Origin of the sequence: Paenibacillus sp. FSL K6-1096 (assembly GCF_037977055.1) — a bacterium.
Classification (GTDB): Bacteria; Bacillota; Bacilli; order Paenibacillales; family Paenibacillaceae; genus Paenibacillus_AQ.
Genome location: NZ_CP150274.1, coordinates 2,062,055 through 2,079,030 on the forward strand (window position 1 = coordinate 2,062,055; position 16,976 = coordinate 2,079,030).

Sequence of the window (16,976 nt, forward strand, 5' to 3'; positions counted from 1 at the left end):
CCCGCTTTCCTGCTTACCGCCAAAAACTTGTCCTGGGAATGCTTGTCATGGAGTCCACCTGTACCTGCATATCCTTATACAAGCCTTCCTCGGCAGAACGACGGCTTAGGCGCAGTGTCATTTCATTCAGGGAAGAAGGAATGCCCTTTGAGGAAACAGAGCTTTATTCAAGGAACCATCATTCTGCTGTGCGCCGGTATCATTAACCGGATGCTTGGCTTCATTCCCCGGATTGCCCTGCCGCGGATCATCGGCGCTGAAGGGGTGGGGCTGTATCAGCTGGGATATCCTTTTTTCATTGTGCTGATCACAGTCATTACCGGCGGACTGCCGCTCGCTGTAGCCAAGCTGGTGGCTGAAGCTGAGGGGGAGAACCGTCCGGAGCAGTCCCGGAGAATCCTGCATACCAGTCTTGCCCTCAGTCTGACGCTGGGGGTTCTGTTCACCTTCATCGCCCTGTTCAGCGCGTCATGGGTCTCCAGTGTGCTTCTGACGGACCGGCGTGTCTATTATACCTTTGTCAGCATGACGCCTATGATCGCCATCGTTGCCGTCTCCTCCATCTACAGGGGGTATTTCCAGGGCCGGCAGAACATGATTCCCTCCGCGTTCTCCTCTGTACTGGAATCCATCATCCGTATCTTCTTCATGCTGTGGTTCTCCTGGCTGCTGCTTCCGAAGGGGCTGGCCTTTGCGGCTGCGGGTGCAATGCTGGGGGTCACGGTCGGGGAGATCGCGGGAATGCTTGCGCTGCTGGGGCAGTATTATTTTAGCGTGCAAAAAGACAGGGCGCTGCCGTCCGGAGACGAGTCCCCGGAGACAACCCCTGTGCTGAAACGGCTGGCCGGCATCGCCGTCCCGGTTACCGCCGGACGCCTGATCGGCTCCTTCTCTTATCTGCTGGAATCCATTATTACGGTGCGCAGTCTGGCGCTGGCCGGTATCGCCGCTGCTGCCGCAACGGCACAATATGGTTCGCTTCAAGGTATGGTCATCCCGCTGCTGCTCCTGCCGGGTGTGCTCAGCTCCTCCCTGGCCGTCTCCCTCGTCCCTTCCCTTTCAGAGGCAGCTGCGCGTGATGATATGCCCACCATTCATAAAAGAATGCACCAGGCCCTGCGCCTCGCCATGGTTACCGGTGCCCCGTTTGCTGCCGTTATGTATATTCTTGCCGTACCGCTCTGTACGTTGATGTACGGCAATGCAGCGGATACGGCGCCTATGCTGCGGATGATGGCTCCGTTTGCTGTATTCCTCTATGTCCAGGCCCCGCTGCAGGCCGCCCTACAGGCGATGGACCGTCCGGGCCGGGCGCTGATCAATACGCTGATTGGAGCGGTTGTCAAAATCCTGCTGATCCTCCTGCTGGCCTCACGGCCGGAATACGGAATTCTGGGCGCCATCATCGCCATCATGGTCAACAGCCTTCTGGTCACCCTGCTGCATGGATTTAGCGTGGTCCGCCTGACCGCAATGTCCTTAAGATGGTCCGATCCGCTCAAAATTATAGCGGCTACAATCATCATGGCTGCTGCCATGTCCTATGTCTACACCTCTGTTTCCGTGTCTTCATCCCAGTGGATACAGTTTCTGGCTGCCGCCGCTTGCGGGATGGGAGTCTATCTGGGCATCTGCCTCTTGTCCGGCCTGATCTCGGCGCGGGATCTGGAGCGTGTTCCCTTTTTCAAGCGCTGGCGGAGTTAAAACCATCAGCCGTTATTCGGATGAATCGGCGCAATATAGAGCTCTCCCTTATGGTCCACCGAGCACAGAAAAACATCGCGGAAATCGGAAACGCCCTTCTGGCGGATCTGGTTCCTGAGCCAGAAGCGGTTCTTGCCGATCATCTCCAGATTGCCGTCCTGTACCTTCCCGTCCATGATCAGCGGAATCGGCAAGCCCTCATAGCGTATTTTATGCTTGGGCAGCTGCACAGAACCGGAATCCTCCTGGTCCTTAGAGTCCTTGGAATTATTAGAATCACTGGAATCATTAGAATCGGCAGAGTTCTTTTGGTTCCCTGTCTTCTTCTGGTTGTCTTTGTTCTTCTGCTTCTGCTCCGCGCTGACGCTGCTGTTCCCGGACTGGTTGGATGAGGTAACTCCCTTGTTTTTCTCAATGACCGTCAGCTGGCCGCTGGTCTCCAGGATAGCAAATTCCACATCAGCGGGACTGACAATATTCTGCCCGCGCAGTTGCAGCAGGAGATCATCGATATTATAGCGCTGCCTGCGCATCTCCCCGCGGTGCAGCTTCCCGTCTGAGATGAGAATACTCGGCTTGCCGTCCACCAACAGGCGCAGCTTCCGGCTCTTCAGACTGAGCTGGGCCACAATAACCTGGATCAGCACCAGGGTAGCCATAGGAACGATTCCGTCATAGAGGGGCCGCTCAATATCTTCAATGACAAACACGCCAATCTCTGCAATCATGATGGAAATCGTAAGATCAAAGATGGACAGCTTGCCGATCTCGCGCTTGCCCATGATCCTCATGCTCATGAAGATGAAGAGATACATCAGGACGGTTAGAAAGATGTGGGCTGTAATATGCTGAAACAACATACTCTCTCCTTCCGCTTCTCACCCGGCGGCTGGCCCTCCAGGCGGATTAATGTACACCTATTCTGGCCTGCCTGCCAAGGGAACATTCGGAAACCGGCTGTTTAATTAATGGTAAAAAAGCCATATCGGCCATTCCGGTACTATTGGGGCAAGCCTCCCCATACAATAATTAGTATCCGGTTAACAAACTTTTAGGGGGTTTTACCATGTCTGTGATCAGGCGCCTATTCTCGTGGAAAATAACTAGTCCGGTATTATCAGGTCTAATCCGCTCCTTCCTGTGGATGATGCTGGGTGCATTCGTCCTCTCCCTCCTGCTCTGGGGCAGCAGCCTTAAGGAAGCGGATCTTGCGATGTACACCTACATCGTTCATGGCGTTGCTGCCGCTTTTGGCGGATTGACCGCAGGGAGCAGGGCTTCCAGCAGAGGATGGTACCAGGGAGCCCTGACTGGCCTGTTCTACGGCTTGATTGTCCTGCTGATCGGATTCCTCGCGCTGGACAGCTCGCCTGCGGGGATGGACTTCCTGTGGGTGCTGGCGGCTGCCGGCATTAGCGCACTCGGCGGGATGTTTGGGGTGAATTTACAGAAATCCTAAATCGTATCATTCTGAAAAGTTGAAACCTTACCTTGAAAATATGTTACACTGGGTGTATCTGACTTCATATGAGCGTTTATCAAGGAGGCTTCGAGTGCTTTGCTTTACCAGTCGATGAATCTTGTAGTTGTCTATACCGTTGCCATTGTTGTGATTCTTATCTGGCTCGGTTCCCTGCGCAATCCGCTGTTGGCTTTGGTTGAAATCGGGAGAGAGCTCCTGCGGTCCTATAAATTCACCCTTGTCCTTGTAGGGATGTTCAGCATTCTTGCCCTGAATAAATATGAGCTGCAGATTGAAGAGAGGATGCATCTGAATTCGGATTACACGGCGTTTGTGTTTGGCCTGGAGGGGCATTTTGTCCGGATGGTTCAAGAGCTGTTCTATACGCCCTGGCTGACGCCAATCATTGTCTTCTTCTATATCTTCATGCTGCAGGCCGTATTAGCTGCCTCACTGGGAGTTTACCTGCTGGATAAGAACCGCCTGATGCTGTATGCCACCTGTTACACGGTTATTATAACCTACGCTGTGGCTATTCCATTCTATCTGTATTTTCCGGTCAACGAGGTCTGGTCTTATGCGCCGGCAGGGGTAAGATTTGTCATGCTGGATATTTTTCCGAAGTTTGAGCAGGAATACCGGCCGCTGTCCGGCCTGAATAACTGCTTCCCGAGCCTCCATACGGCAATCTCTGTGTCCATGGCTCTGCTGGCCTACCGTTCCGGGAACCGGCGCTGGAAGATCATTACCACCGTCTCCGCGGTGATTATCGTATTTGGCATCTTCTATCTTGGCATCCACTGGCTGACCGATATGATCGGCGGCACCATCCTGGCTATTGTGTCCGTAACAGCCAGTGTCCAGCTGGCTAAGCTCACCTTGCGCGGCGGCGAAGAACGGCTCCGGGTCAGAAGCCGGGTAACCAACTCGCGCTAAGAGCAATTGGCCCGGTTGCCTTAGCGGGTGCCAATGTAATCGGTTTTTCGATTACATTTGGCCCGATTGCCTTCGCGGGTGCCAATGTGATCGGTTTTTCGATTACATTTGGCCCGATTGCCTTCGCAGGTGCCAATGTGATCGGTTTTTCGATTACATTTGGCCCGATTGCCTTCGCAGGTGCCAATGTGATCGGTTTTTCGATTACATTTGGCCCAGTTGCCTTCACGGCTGCCATTGTAATCGGTTTTTCGATTACACTTATTCGTAAAAAGTACTCACGGGCAGACGTAAACAGATCATGTGTGCCTCCAATCACGTACACAACGAAAAATCGGCGTTCTCTCCGGGAGAGAACGCCGATTTCTATGTCCAGCTTAAGCTTAAACCTTGTCTTCCGCTTCCACAACCGAATGGCTGATCGAGCCGCGGTCAAAGGTCAGCTTGGTTACATCATTCACCCGCAGGATGACGATGTCATCCGAAAGCTCCATAATCGTTCCGTGCAGTCCCCCGATAGTAACGACCTTATCGCCTTTCTTGAGCGCTTTCAGCATGCCGTTGCGCGCCTTGGTCTTCTTCTGCTGCGGACGAATCAGCAGGAAGTAGAAAACAACAAACATAAGAACAAAAGGCCCTACCAGACCCAAGATGCTGCCACCGCCGCCTTGGGCTGCTGCCAACTGAAACTGTGCCATATCATTCCCCCCTTTCAGAAATACGTAAACACTCCACCGAAGTACAGTCTTAGAAGCCTTTCAGATTGTCATGTAATCCGTATTGTGCAAAAAACTCATCGCGAAAATCAAGCAGCCGGTCTTCCATGATGGCTTCGCGCACCTTGCGCATCAGCTCCAGCAGGAAGTGTAGGTTATGGTATGTCGTCAGCCGCAGGCCGAAAGTTTCATCAGCCTTAATCAGATGACGCAGATAAGCGCGGGAATAATTCCGGCAGGTATAGCAGTCACACTCCGGATCTAGCGGCCCGAAATCACGGGCATACTGCGCGTTGCGTACAACGAGTCTTCCTTGACTGGTCATCGTTGTTCCATTACGGGCAATGCGGGTTGGCAGAACACAGTCGAACATGTCTATTCCTCGGATTGAACCTTCCAGCAGCGCATCCGGTGAACCCACGCCCATCAAATAGCGCGGCTTCCCTTGCGGCAGCAGCGGAACCGTATAATCCAGCACTTCATACATAAGCTGCTTGGACTCTCCGACACTGAGTCCACCAATAGCATACCCCGGGAAATCCATGGAAGTCAAATCAGCCGCGCTCTGGCGGCGGAGATCCTCATACATGCCTCCCTGGACGATGGCGAACAGCCCCTGGTCATGCGGACGGGCATGGCTCTTCAGGCAGCGTTCCGCCCAGCGGGTGGTGCGTTCAAGTGATTTCTTCACATATTCATATTCTGCCGGATATGGCGGACATTCATCGAAGGCCATCATGATATCGGAGCCGAGCGCATTCTGGACCTCCATGGCCACCTCCGGTGACAGGAACTTCTTGTCTCCGTTCAGGTGGGAGCGGAAATGCACGCCCTCTTCGGTAATCTTGCGCATGTCGCTTAGGGAGAATACCTGGAAGCCGCCGCTGTCGGTGAGGATCGGCCGGTCCCAGTTCATGAACTTGTGCAGGCCGCCCGCTTCACCGACAATCTCATGTCCCGGGCGGAGGAACAGATGATAGGTATTGCTCAGAATAATCTGCGCATTCATTTGCTTCAGCTCTTCAGGGCTCATCGTTTTGACGGTGGCCTGTGTGCCTACCGGCATGAACGTCGGTGTCTCGATGATACCGTGGGGGGTGTGGACTCTTCCGAGCCGTGCCCCGGACTGCTTGCAGGTCTTAATATGTTCGTACGTAATTGCTGCCATTTCGTTTAACCCTTCCTCTTGCTTTAATAAATGAACATTGCATCGCCGAAGCTGAAGAACCGGTAACGCTGCCTGATCGCTTCTTCATAGGCGGCGAGGATCAGCTCCCGGCCGGCCAGAGCGCTCACCAGCATAACCAAGGTTGACTTGGGCAGATGGAAATTGGTAATCAGCGCATTGACGACAGTGAATTCATAACCCGGATAGATGAAAATATCCGTCCAGCCACTGCAGGCTTCAATCGGTCCGCCCTGGCTCTCCCTGCCGACCGTCTCAAGCGTGCGGCAGGAGGTGGTGCCGACGGCAATGATTCTCCCGCCCCGCGCTCTGGCTTCATTCAGGATATCCGCCGTCTCCTGCGAAATCTCATAATATTCTGCGTGCATGACATGCTCTTCAACCGTCTCCACCGACATGGGGCGGAAGGTGCCTAGACCGACATGAAGCGTAATATATGCGATCTTCACCCCGACCGCGGCTATCTGCTCCAGCAGCTCCTTGGTGAAATGCAGCCCTGCGGTCGGTGCCGCCGCCGAGCCTTCATGCTTGGCATAGACGGTCTGATACCGCTCGCGGTCGTCCAGCGTCTCCTTAATATAAGGCGGCAGCGGCATCGAGCCGAGCCTGTCCAGAATCTCCTGGAAGATTCCTTGATAGATGAAGCGGAGCGTCCGTCCGCCCATATCAGCCTCATCCTCGATAACGGCCTTCAGCTCTTCACTGAAGATAATGACCGCTCCGGTCTTCAGCTTCTTGCCGGGCTTCACCAGCGCTTCCCAGCGGTCCCCTTCGAGATTCTTCAGCAGCAGGACCTCAGCCTTCGCGCCGGTGTCTTCCTTCACGCCGAACAGTCTGGCCGGAATCACCCGGGTATCATTCAGCACCAGTGTATCCCCGGGGCGGAACTGCCCCAGTATATCTATGAAATGCCCGTGGCCCAGCTGCCCGCTCTCCTTGTTAACCAGCAGCAGCCTGGAGGCCGTGCGGTCAGCAAGCGGAGTCTGGGCAATCAGCTCCTCCGGCAGATGGAAATCATAACTGTCTACATTCATAATGGGATCTTCATTCCTTAATTATAGTAACGTTACTGAAATAGTGTTGCAATATTTGCTTATAATCATACCCTTTGTCTGCCATTCCCTTTACGCCCCATTGGGACATACCGAGACCGTGCCCATACCCCCAGCCGATGAAATAGAAGCCCGGAGTGCCGGTTACCACTCTGGTGGCCTGGTCCGCCCCCATCACAACCGTTCCGCTGCCGGTGGACGATACCTGGCCCGTAGCAGACAGGACACCGGCTGACGCCGTACTGCCTATAGATGCCGTAGCGCCGTCAGCGCCTAGTACAGTATAACTTCCGGCCGGTACAATATCAAACAACGTACTGGGCAATCCGCCGAAGGAGGAGCGGAACAGATCCGGATACTTGACTTGTAAAATCTGCCCGTTCGCCTTCACCTCTACGGCTCTTCCCGACGGCCCGCGCCGGGTAACCTCCAGGGTGGTGATGGTGGAGGGCAGCGTGCCGCTGGTTTTGCCGGCCAGACTCTTCAGCAGGTCGGCTGAAGAATAGGGTCCCTTAATCCAGCTATAGCTGCCGGATTCAAAGACCTGGTTCAGCACCACAGCATTCTGGCCGGGGTTCAGCTTGCCTGTAGGAGCAGCACTGCTGTCTACAACCGGCAGCGGCCGGATATTCACATCCTTGACAGTGGCCGTAGCCAGCGGAAGCCCGGCCGCCGTCTTGCTTCCCGTCAGCTTAATATTATCTTCCCGGGCATAGCCGGAGACCCCATTGTCCAGCAGCATATAATACCACTTCTTGGCGGAGCCTACCGCGGCCGCATCCTCGGCGCTGGGCACGCTTGCGAAGTTGCTGCCGCCGCTGTTCCATACCTCCGACGGATCAGCTGTAACCCCGCCACTGTTCGAAGAGAATACCGCCTCAACGGTCTTGCCGCCGCTCTTCAGCACTTCACCGGCAGTCGCATCGACCGCCTTGATAATCGACGGAGCCTCAGCGCCGATTCCGTTGTAGACCTGGCTGAGCGTCGTATCGACCACATTCGCCACCTCGAACCGGTTGCCCTGGGACAGCGCATAGCTCCGCGCAGCTACAGCCTGCGCCTTCAGCGCTTCTTCCGGCCAGCTTGAGGAGACCTCTCCCCCTACTACCGCATACAGGTATTGCTCCACCGGAACCACGTTAATAACGGACAATGAGCCGTTCAGATTGCCTAATTCCAGATCACCGCGGTAGACCCGCTTCGATCTCTCCGTCAGCATAATCCCCTTCTCATTGCCGGATACCATGAACTTGGCGTTGCTTCCGGTCAGCATATAATGAAAGACCTGGACTTCACTGTTCAGATCAAAGCCTGCATCCATGCGGATAATAACCGCAGGCGTGCCTTGCGCCACAGGCGTCAATGCCAGCTGCGGCAGCTGCGCGGCTGCTGTGGCCGAGATATCCGCAAGCTCGCTGTCGCTTGAAGCCTCGCCTACCCAGACCTCCGTCCGCGCACTGCCCCCCTCGCCGGACACGAAGACCGGCCAGGCATCAAGTCCTGCACCGGTCAACGTATTAACCGCCGCCTGAGCCTCCTCCAGGGTCGGGTAAGTACCTGCGGACAGGCGCTTCGTCCCGGCTACAGCAGGGGTCTGCCCGTCCGGAAGCGCAAGCCCGGCCTTCATGACCGAGCTCAGGCCGTTCCTGGCCGCACTCTCGCTGGCATATCCTCCGGTATACAACTGGTATACCTTGGAGCCGCTCCGGGTTGCCATGAAGATCTGCGGCTTAAGAGACGCCGCCTGCAGCTTCTTCGCCCCATCCGCTGCGGTCTGCCAGCTTGGGGTCTCCATTACCTTCACCCGGAAGCCGTCCAGGCTGACTCTTACCCGGTTCTGGGCGGGGACCGACAACAGAGGGGCCCCACCCGCAGCAGACAACAGGCTGAAGCTCTGCTCGGACTGCAGCGTAACGAGCGGTACAGTAGACTTATATTTGCTGCCGATATCGGCGTACAGCGCAACCCGGATCGTCCCGCCGCCCTCGGCGCGGATGCTGCCTGCCGGAGCCAGCAGACTTCCTGCGGCAATCAGCGCAGCAAGCGCTCCCCGGCCCAGCAGCCCTATTCCAGTCTCTTTCCACTTGGCAAGATTCATTATAAGCCTCCTAGAAGTTTGAACGATATGAAAGTTAAAAGTACTTAGAATTTCTATCATCGAATTGTTGCACGAACTGCAACTTGGCCACCCCGAACGGGTAACTGTACGAAAGAGTGTTGCAAAAAATGCAAGAAATTCAGCGCCAAACTGTCTTAAACAGATGAAATGCTGCAAATCGTGCAACATTCTGGTATATAGACTGAATTATCATTAACAAAGTTGCAAAATGTGCAGCATTTCTCAGAATTGAAGCCACAGCCACAGTTACAGTTGCAGTCACAGTGACAGCTGCCAGCTAGCCCATAGACTCAGCTCTGCTGCGGCGGAAGCGGCAGCCCCAGATGATGATACGCCGCAGGCGTAACCACGCGCCCGCGCGGTGTCCGCTGCAGAAAGCCGATCTGCAGCAGATAAGGCTCATAGACATCCTCGATCGTCTGGCTCTCTTCGCCGATCGTTGCTGCGATCGTATCCAGCCCCACCGGACCGCCCCGGAAGGAGCTGATCATGGACTGCAGCATCTTGTGGTCGATGCTGTCCAGGCCCCGGGGGTCCACCTGGAGCATCTTCAGCGATTCTGCGGCGATCTCCGGTGTGATAATTCCGTCCCCCCGGACCTGCGCATAGTCGCGCACCCGCTTCAGCAGGCGGTTGGCGATCCGCGGTGTCCCGCGGGCCCGCAGCGCAATCTCTTCCGCAGCGTCACCTACAATCTCAATGCCGAGCAGCTCGGCATTGCGGGACACGATGAAGCTCAGCTCATCGATCTTGTAATACTCCAGCCGGCTGACCACGCCGAAGCGGTCGCGCAGCGGGGCAGACAGCAAGCCCGCGCGTGTCGTCGCCCCGATCAGCGTGAAGGGCGGCAGGTCCAGCCGCACCGAGCGGGCGCTCGGGCCCTTGCCGATCATGATGTCCAGCGCGAAATCCTCCATCGCCGGATACATGACCTCCTCCACCGTGCGGTGCAGGCGGTGAATCTCGTCAATGAACAGTACATCGCCTTCCTGCAGATTGGTCAGCAGCGCCGCCAGATCGCCGGGACGCTCAATGGCCGGCCCGGAGGTCGTACGCAGATTCACGCCCAGCTCATTGGCGATGATATTGGCCAGCGTCGTCTTGCCGAGGCCCGGAGGTCCGTACAGCAGCACATGGTCCAGCGCCTCGCTGCGCAGCTTGGCCGCTTCAATATAGATCTTCAGGTTCTCCTTCACCTGACCCTGGCCGATATATTCCCCCAGATACCGGGGGCGCAGGCTTAACTCCACCGCCTGCTCATCCATCATCAGATTGGCCGAGATAATCCGGTCATCCATTCTTCCTCACTCCGTTCTAGGGGACCTATTTGGCAATATACAGCAGCCCCAGCGCCTTCTTCATCAGCACATCCACCGGACCGGTATCCGTGCCCTCCTGCTTCATCTTCAGCCATACGCGGTCAAGCTCCGCATCGGTATATCCGAGCGCCTTCAGGGCATCCCTGGCCTCTTCCCACGGAAGAGCCTCCGCCTTGGCCTCTGCTTCAGCCGCAACCGCGAACAAGCCTGTCTGCAGAGCCGCCCCGCCGAAGCCGTCAAGCTTGTCCTTCAGATCAAGAATCATCCGCTGCGCCGTCTTCTTGCCGATGCCCGGAAGCTTCGTCAGGAAGGTGATATTCTCCTGGTAGATGGCGGCGATCAGCTGATCCGGCGTACCTCCGGTCAATATACCCAAGGCTACACGCGGCCCGATGCCGTTCACCTCAATCAGCCTGCGGAACAGCTTCTGCTCCTCACGGGTCGGGAACCCGAACAGCAGCGTGGCATCCTCGCGGGTCTGATAATGGATATACACAGTTACCGGACCCTCCGTCTTGGCAAAAGCATACGGGTTCGGGCAGAATACCCGGTACCCTATGCCCTGGACATCCACCACGATATATTCCGTCTCCAGATGCGCAACCGGCCCTCTAAGATAATCTATCATTTTCGCAATACCTCATTTAATTTGGAATTAAGACTCACGGAATGGGCATGGCATACCGCCACCGCCAGCGCATCCGCCACATCATCGGGCTTCGGAACGGCTGACAGCTTGAGCAGCAGCTTGACCATCTCCTGAACCTGCTTCTTCTCCGCCTTGCCGTAACCCACCACCGCCTGCTTCACCATCATCGGGGTGTATTCCGCAACCGGAAGCCCGCGCTGCACGGCAGCCAGAATCAGCACGCCGCGCGCCTGCGCCACCGGCAGAGCTGTAGTCACATTGCGGCTGAAGAACAGCTTCTCCACCGCCACCGCATCCGGCTTATACTTGTCGAGCAGCTGTACCATGCCTTCATAGACATGCAGCAGGCGCTCCTCCTCCGGGGTATGCGCCTCCGTCTGGATCGAGCCGTATTGAACCGGCGTTAATTTGTTCCCAATCTTATCTACGAAGCCGAAGCCGACAATCGCCAGCCCCGGGTCAATGCCCAAGATGCGCAAGATCCTTCCCTCTCCTCTGTGCCAGGGCTGAATGCAGCGGCACCCTATTGGATTCATCCGTCCGCCCTGAAGCGAACATATGTATTCCTTCCACCCATTATAGCAAAAAAAATTCCCCGGGAGACAAAAACTTTGTCCCGGGGAAACGGAAATCCGAAGGCTTGCGCAATTCTACCCTGCTCTTAATGAGGCTGCATTACCTGTTCTGCGGAATCCCGCGCATAATCGCTGAAGGTGGACAGCACGCTGTTATACTCCTCCAGATCCTGGACCCGGATGCCCTGATGCAGCTGCTCCCAGATTCCTTCGGGGAGAGAGGACTTCAGGGAGCCCATGTCCATCTGAAAAAAAGTCTTCATGACCCGCTCAGCCTCGGGCGGTCCCTGGAACAACGTCAGATTACCCTGTTCGTCCACACCGAAGTAAGCTTCCTTCTTGGTAAGCGGCGACAGATCGTTGACGCTGCGCTCCAGCCACAGATCGCCCTCACGGGTAATCCGGCCGCTCCAACGGGCATGACCGGCAATCAGCTCCTTAAGCCGCGCAGGGCTTTGTACTCCGGGCAGGGTCTGCACTTCCTCGCCCGAGACATAGACCGTCTTCAGGTGCACTATACGGCTGACAGGCTCACGGCTGACTGCCTGAAGCAGTTCACGGCTGTTCATCAGCCCGGCTTCCTGGTCTTCGCTGGTGTCAGGAGAATATACAGCGGCTACTGCCGCCATGCTGCCGCCGGGTCCGGGGCTTCTCTCTACAGCATCGCTGAGCGCACCGGACCCTGCCCAGGCCGAATGATCCAGGAGCGAGCTGATCTCTCCGGGAACCTGCATCCCGCACCAGGCCATCAGGGCCAGCACCAGGCAGGCCGCCCCCACCCAGGGGGCCCGCTTCCAGCGTCTCCACCGACGCCACAGTTGTTTCTTCAAGCGAAAAGCGTTCACGTTAATCCCTTCATTCTGGTTTTTTCCTATTGTGACCTGTGAAGGGAGTCTTTATGCATGCCTGTATTCACTCTGTGCCCAGCGGATTCTCAATCGCTCCCAGGAACAGCACTACCCCGGTCTGGGCATCCCGGATCAGGAACAGAAACGGCCGGTTCACCGTCATCTCAAAAGGCTGATCCGCAGGAGGAGCCGATCCGGCCCGCACATCAATTACGGTCGAAGCCGCCGCCTCCGTTCCCTGTTCATTCACACTAATGAAGGTCTTGTGGAGAACCTTATCAAAGTACACCGGCTGATCCAGATCGACCATCCGGGAGAAATCACCACGCTGCTGGTCGAAGGCAAGCTTCACACCCAGCGCCTGCAAGGCCTTGGATAGTTCTGTGCCGTAGCTGGCCGTGAACCGCGGCAGCCGCAGCGTTCCACGGCTGCTGTCGAAATCCTGATCCAGCGACAGGCTCCCCTGCTCCAGTTGACCTACAAGTTCCTTGAGCGAGGATTGCTCGCCCGGAAGGAACACCACCATCTCCATCTGACCTTCCCCGTAGGTAAGCTTCACCGCCTGCCAGTGCTCCCCCTCCGCATACGGAATGAATCCCCCGCGCTCCATCATCATCGCCTGAACCTTCTGGCCATCCGGCAGGTGGAAGTTCCCCGGTACCGTAGCGCGATCCGGAAAAACGTCCCGCCAGCTGCCCTTGAAATAAAGTGCGTTGACCAGGACGGCAACCGCCTGCGGTCCGGGCGGCTCCGCAAGCATTTCTGTAATCTTGTCTCCAGTGTGATCGGCGGCCCACCCGTTGATCTGCTTCACGGACTTCGCTGCGGCCAGATCCGTGGTCTTAATCTGTGCATCATAGAATTCCTTGCCGGTCTTCAGATAGTCCTTACGCAGCGGCAGCCCCTTCATGCCCCAGACCGAATTCGCCAGCTTCAGCTCCACTCCCGGTCCTCCATCCTGCAGCAGCTTCAAGAGCGCCAGATGACCGGCGTTCAGCTCCGGCCGCTCTTCAGGCGCATAGCCCAACAGGCCGCCCAGCTCCTCCGCTGTATCACCGGCACTGCCGTTATAAGCGAGGGCCAGAGCGGCGGCAACACTGTAAGGGGAGACGGTCAGATTGCCGCCGCCCTCCTTCCATAACTGGCCGAACAGCTTCACCCCCAGCCGGTTACTGCTCTCAGCCAGACCCGAATCAAGCATTGCTGCAGCAGCTTGTCTCTCCGAGTAGCTCATGCCCGAACCTCCTTCACTGCAGCCGCCCAATAACAGCACGGCTATTATAAGTAGCGATAATCTTTTGCCCATGCCTGTACCCCCTCCCAGACTTCATCCGTAGCCTCTCTACCCACTGACGCCGCGGATTGGGAAAAGTTGCAAATTCATAGCAACAGCAATACAATTTTACTGTTCATCTAATAGAAGGCTTATCTTTCTATGCCATCATTTGTTATACTCTATATTAATGAAAAAGTTAAAAACTAAAACAAAGGGGATAACCTTGATGATTATTCAGCCAAAAACACGCGGCTTCATCTGTACAACAGCCCACCCGCAGGGATGCGCCGGACAAATACAGGAGCAGATTGACTATGTCCGCGCCCAAAAGAAGCTGACCGGCCCGGCCAATGTGCTGGTGATCGGCGCCTCCACAGGGTATGGACTCGCTTCGCGGATTGCCGCAGCCTTCGGTGCAGGCGCGAATACCATCGGCGTATTCTTTGACAAGCCCGCGGAAGGGACACGCACCGCTTCGGCAGGCTGGTATAATTCTGCTGCCTTTGAACAGGCCGCAGCCAAGCAGGGCCTGAAATCCTTCAGTATTGTCGGCGATGCCTTCTCCAATGAAATCAAGACCAAGACGATTGAGCTGATCAAAGCCGAATTGGGCACCATAGACCTGCTTGTCTACAGCGTCGCCTCCCCGCGCCGCACCCATCCCGTCACCGGAGAGGCCTTCTCGTCGGTCATTAAGCCGGTGGGTGAAGCCTACACGAACAAAACGATGAACTTCCACACCGGAGAAGTCTCTACGGTAACTATTGAACCGGCTACAGAGGATGAGGTTCGTCAGACCATCGCCGTTATGGGCGGGGAAGACTGGGGAATGTGGATCGACCAGCTTCAGGCAGCCGGGGTGCTTGCTGACGGAGCAACTACAGTGGCCTATTCCTATATCGGACCCAAGATCACCCACCCGATCTACCGGGACGGAACCATCGGCCAGGCCAAGAATGATCTGGAGCGCACTGCGGTTGCCTTGAATGACAAGCTTGCCGCCACCGGCGGCCGCGCCTTCGTATCGGTGAACAAGGCGCTGGTCACCCAGTCCAGTGCAGCAATTCCGGTTGTACCGCTGTATATCTCCACCCTGTACCGTGTAATGAAAGAGAAGGAGCTGCATGAGAACTGCATCCAGCAGATGTACCGTCTATTCAGCGACCATTTGTATAACGGCGGAGAAGCCAATACCGACGGCAGCCACCTGATCCACATCGATGACTGGGAAATGCGTGAGGATGTGCAGATTGAAGTCATGAGACGCTGGAACGAACTGGAGACGGATAACGTCCCTGAACTGACGGATCTTGCCGGCTATCAGGACGACTTCTTCCAGCTGTTCGGCTTCCGCACTCCAGGTGTAGACTATGAAGCCGAGACCGATCCTGCTGTAGACATTCCTAATATGGTGTAACGACTTGGCCATTGCTTTAGCGCAAGCACAAGGAAGCCGCTCCCTCGCCGGAGCGGCTTCCTTTATGTTGCTTTTGCAGACTCTTCCGGCCTATTCGTCCCGGAGCCGCTTCTGGTACAGTACCACAGACACAATAGTTAACACGGCCGTCCAGGCCGCAATGATCAGAAGAGGCTGCCACACCTCTGCCGCCGAATTACCAGCAGGGCCGAGATTCAGCAAATGCGTCATTTGGCTGCTTGGCATGTAGTCCAACACCCGGAACACCGGATAATCCTTCGCCAGTACCGCCCCCCAAGGTGCACCCATGAAGATGAAGGCTACCGGGATGATGGATAAGGACGCATCGAGCAAGGTTTTGGAATAGAGACCGCAAATGGTTCCGGCCGCTGTGTAGAGAACAATGGATAGAACGATCACAGCGACGAACGCCCCTACATTCGCCGGCTCATAGCCAAATAATAAGGTAGTAATGGCGAGAACCACCGCAGACATGACGAAGACCAGACTGCTTTTACCCATTAGCACATCCATGGTTGTAGCCGGAGTCATCATAAGGGACCGCAGCGTGTTACGCTCCTTCTCTTCCGCAATCAGACAAGCTTGGGCGAAGCAGGTCAGCAGAACAAACGAGCTGTTGAACAGAAATCCGGCGGTTCCCGGCACATCAGCCCCCATCCGCTTGAACAGCAAAGCGAACAGAATCGGAAACAGCAGCATAATCGACAAGGCATAATTGCGTGAGAACTCCTTGTAATCCTTCACAAAGATCGCGCTGGCCCGCTTATAGGAGATATTCATAGCAGCTCACTTCCCGTCATTTTGATAAAAATATCGCCCAGGCTGGGTTCCTTCGTCTCTATCCGTTCAATGAGTCCCTGCTTCATCCAGTCTGCAACCCGCATACCCGTCTCTCCGTCCAATGGCAGCTCATGCTCTTCCCCGCTGGTCAGCTCCACAGAGATCACATTCTCCCGATGCTGCCGCTTCAGCACCTTCGGCGAGCCGATCGCCTGAATACGCCCCTTATACAGAATCGCTACCCGGTTACAGAGCAGCTCCGCCTCCGCCATATCATGCGTGGTGATGAAGATGGTGGTGCCCTTCTCATTCAGATAGCGTAGCCCTTTGTAGATATGTGCTGTATTTACCGGGTCAAGTGCCGAGGTCGGCTCGTCCAGGAACAGCAGCTCCGGCTCATGGATAACGGCACAGGCCAGCAGCACCCGCTGACGCATCCCTTTGGACAATGTGCTCACTTTCTTTTTGCGCTCACCGCTTAGATTGACGAATTGCAGCACCTGATCAACCGCAGAGCGGGGAAGATCGTACAGCTTCCGGTACAGCTCCAGATTCTCTTCTATAGATAACCGTTCGTACAGGCCGCTGTTATCCGTCAGAATGCCGAAGCGCAGCTTCTGGGCCGACTGCCGCATCGCCTCCGCCGGCTGATTGAATACTCTGGCCGCCCCGCCGGTCGGCTTTAATTGCGCGGTCAGAATCTTGATCAGGGTGGTTTTGCCCGAGCCGCTCGGACCGAGGAACCCGAAGATCTCCCCTTTGGGAATACTGAAAGACACCTCTGTCAGCGCATCCTTCGCTCCGAACGTCTTACGTACCTGCTCTACCTGAATAACCTCCATCACACCACTTCCTTACGTTGTTGATGGCTTAAGATTATCCAGAATACAGGCATTCAGCCACCAAAAGACGGTGA

General features: G+C 55.9%; 16 protein-coding genes. 4 read left to right on the plus strand and 12 right to left on the minus strand.

Annotated features, from left to right (window positions below):
- Window positions 1-147: 147 nt before the first annotated feature.
- Window positions 148-1,704, plus strand: coding sequence for a stage V sporulation protein B (spoVB, locus tag MHI24_RS09020; RefSeq protein ID WP_340025304.1), 1,557 nt, complete (start codon window positions 148-150; stop codon window positions 1,702-1,704).
- Between the two features lie 5 nt (window positions 1,705-1,709).
- On the opposite strand, the gene MHI24_RS09025 is transcribed toward spoVB, so the two are convergent.
- On the minus strand, window positions 1,710-2,564 hold the full coding sequence (locus tag MHI24_RS09025) for a DUF421 domain-containing protein (protein WP_340025305.1): 855 nt from the start codon (window positions 2,562-2,564) through the stop codon (window positions 1,710-1,712).
- A 206-nt stretch (window positions 2,565-2,770) separates the two neighbouring features.
- Between MHI24_RS09025 and MHI24_RS09030 the strand changes: the two genes are divergently transcribed.
- The gene (locus tag MHI24_RS09030) at window positions 2,771-3,163 is read left to right on the plus strand and encodes a TIGR04086 family membrane protein (RefSeq protein WP_340025306.1); all 393 of its coding nucleotides are present in this window, start codon (window positions 2,771-2,773) and stop codon (window positions 3,161-3,163) included.
- Window positions 3,164-3,262: 99 nt separating this feature from the next.
- On the plus strand, window positions 3,263-4,102 hold the full coding sequence (locus MHI24_RS09035; RefSeq protein WP_340025308.1) for a phosphatase PAP2 family protein: 840 nt from the start codon (window positions 3,263-3,265) through the stop codon (window positions 4,100-4,102).
- Window positions 4,103-4,485: 383 nt separating this feature from the next.
- Here MHI24_RS09035 and yajC read toward each other — a convergent pair whose 3' ends face one another.
- The 9 genes from yajC to MHI24_RS09080 all read right to left on the minus strand — a co-directional run bounded on the left by yajC (window position 4,486) and on the right by MHI24_RS09080 (window position 13,800).
- Window positions 4,486-4,800 carry a preprotein translocase subunit YajC gene (gene yajC / locus MHI24_RS09040; RefSeq protein ID WP_340025309.1) on the minus strand — a complete coding sequence of 105 codons (315 nt, stop codon included), beginning with the start codon at window positions 4,798-4,800 and terminating at the stop codon, window positions 4,486-4,488.
- A gap of 49 nt (window positions 4,801-4,849) precedes the next feature.
- On the minus strand, window positions 4,850-5,986 hold the full coding sequence (gene tgt / locus MHI24_RS09045; protein ID WP_238653410.1) for a tRNA guanosine(34) transglycosylase Tgt: 1,137 nt from the start codon (window positions 5,984-5,986) through the stop codon (window positions 4,850-4,852).
- 23 nt (window positions 5,987-6,009) lie between these two features.
- Window positions 6,010-7,038, minus strand: a complete 1,029-nt coding sequence (gene queA, locus MHI24_RS09050) for a tRNA preQ1(34) S-adenosylmethionine ribosyltransferase-isomerase QueA (RefSeq protein ID WP_340025310.1) — start codon at window positions 7,036-7,038, stop codon at window positions 6,010-6,012.
- A gap of 10 nt (window positions 7,039-7,048) precedes the next feature.
- Complete coding sequence (locus MHI24_RS09055) at window positions 7,049-9,154, minus strand: SpoIID/LytB domain-containing protein (protein ID WP_340025311.1); 2,106 nt, start codon at window positions 9,152-9,154, stop codon at window positions 7,049-7,051.
- Between the two features lie 311 nt (window positions 9,155-9,465).
- Window positions 9,466-10,473, minus strand: a complete 1,008-nt coding sequence (gene ruvB / locus MHI24_RS09060) for a Holliday junction branch migration DNA helicase RuvB (RefSeq protein WP_238653407.1) — start codon at window positions 10,471-10,473, stop codon at window positions 9,466-9,468.
- A 25-nt stretch (window positions 10,474-10,498) separates the two neighbouring features.
- Window positions 10,499-11,122 (minus strand): Holliday junction branch migration protein RuvA, encoded by a 624-nt coding sequence (ruvA, locus tag MHI24_RS09065; RefSeq protein WP_238653406.1) that lies wholly within the window; start codon window positions 11,120-11,122, stop codon window positions 10,499-10,501.
- On the minus strand, window positions 11,119-11,622 hold the full coding sequence (gene ruvC / locus MHI24_RS09070; protein ID WP_340025312.1) for a crossover junction endodeoxyribonuclease RuvC: 504 nt from the start codon (window positions 11,620-11,622) through the stop codon (window positions 11,119-11,121). The genes ruvA and ruvC overlap by 4 nt, the downstream gene beginning before the upstream one ends.
- Window positions 11,623-11,804: 182 nt before the next feature.
- Entirely contained in the window at window positions 11,805-12,563 is a 759-nt protein-coding gene (locus MHI24_RS09075) for a BofC C-terminal domain-containing protein (protein WP_340025313.1), read from the minus strand.
- A 67-nt stretch (window positions 12,564-12,630) separates the two neighbouring features.
- The gene (locus MHI24_RS09080; RefSeq protein ID WP_340025314.1) at window positions 12,631-13,800 is read right to left on the minus strand and encodes a serpin family protein; all 1,170 of its coding nucleotides are present in this window, start codon (window positions 13,798-13,800) and stop codon (window positions 12,631-12,633) included.
- Between the two features lie 268 nt (window positions 13,801-14,068).
- Between MHI24_RS09080 and fabV the strand changes: the two genes are divergently transcribed.
- Window positions 14,069-15,259, plus strand: coding sequence for an enoyl-ACP reductase FabV (gene fabV, locus MHI24_RS09085; protein ID WP_340025315.1), 1,191 nt, complete (start codon window positions 14,069-14,071; stop codon window positions 15,257-15,259).
- Between the two features lie 90 nt (window positions 15,260-15,349).
- Here the strand turns inward: fabV and MHI24_RS09090 are convergent, their stop codons facing one another.
- Both MHI24_RS09090 and MHI24_RS09095 read right to left on the minus strand, forming a co-directional pair.
- On the minus strand, window positions 15,350-16,060 hold the full coding sequence (locus tag MHI24_RS09090; protein WP_340025316.1) for an ABC transporter permease: 711 nt from the start codon (window positions 16,058-16,060) through the stop codon (window positions 15,350-15,352).
- The gene (locus MHI24_RS09095; protein ID WP_340025317.1) at window positions 16,057-16,902 is read right to left on the minus strand and encodes an ABC transporter ATP-binding protein; all 846 of its coding nucleotides are present in this window, start codon (window positions 16,900-16,902) and stop codon (window positions 16,057-16,059) included. The genes MHI24_RS09090 and MHI24_RS09095 overlap by 4 nt, the downstream gene beginning before the upstream one ends.
- Window positions 16,903-16,976 lie beyond the last annotated feature (74 nt).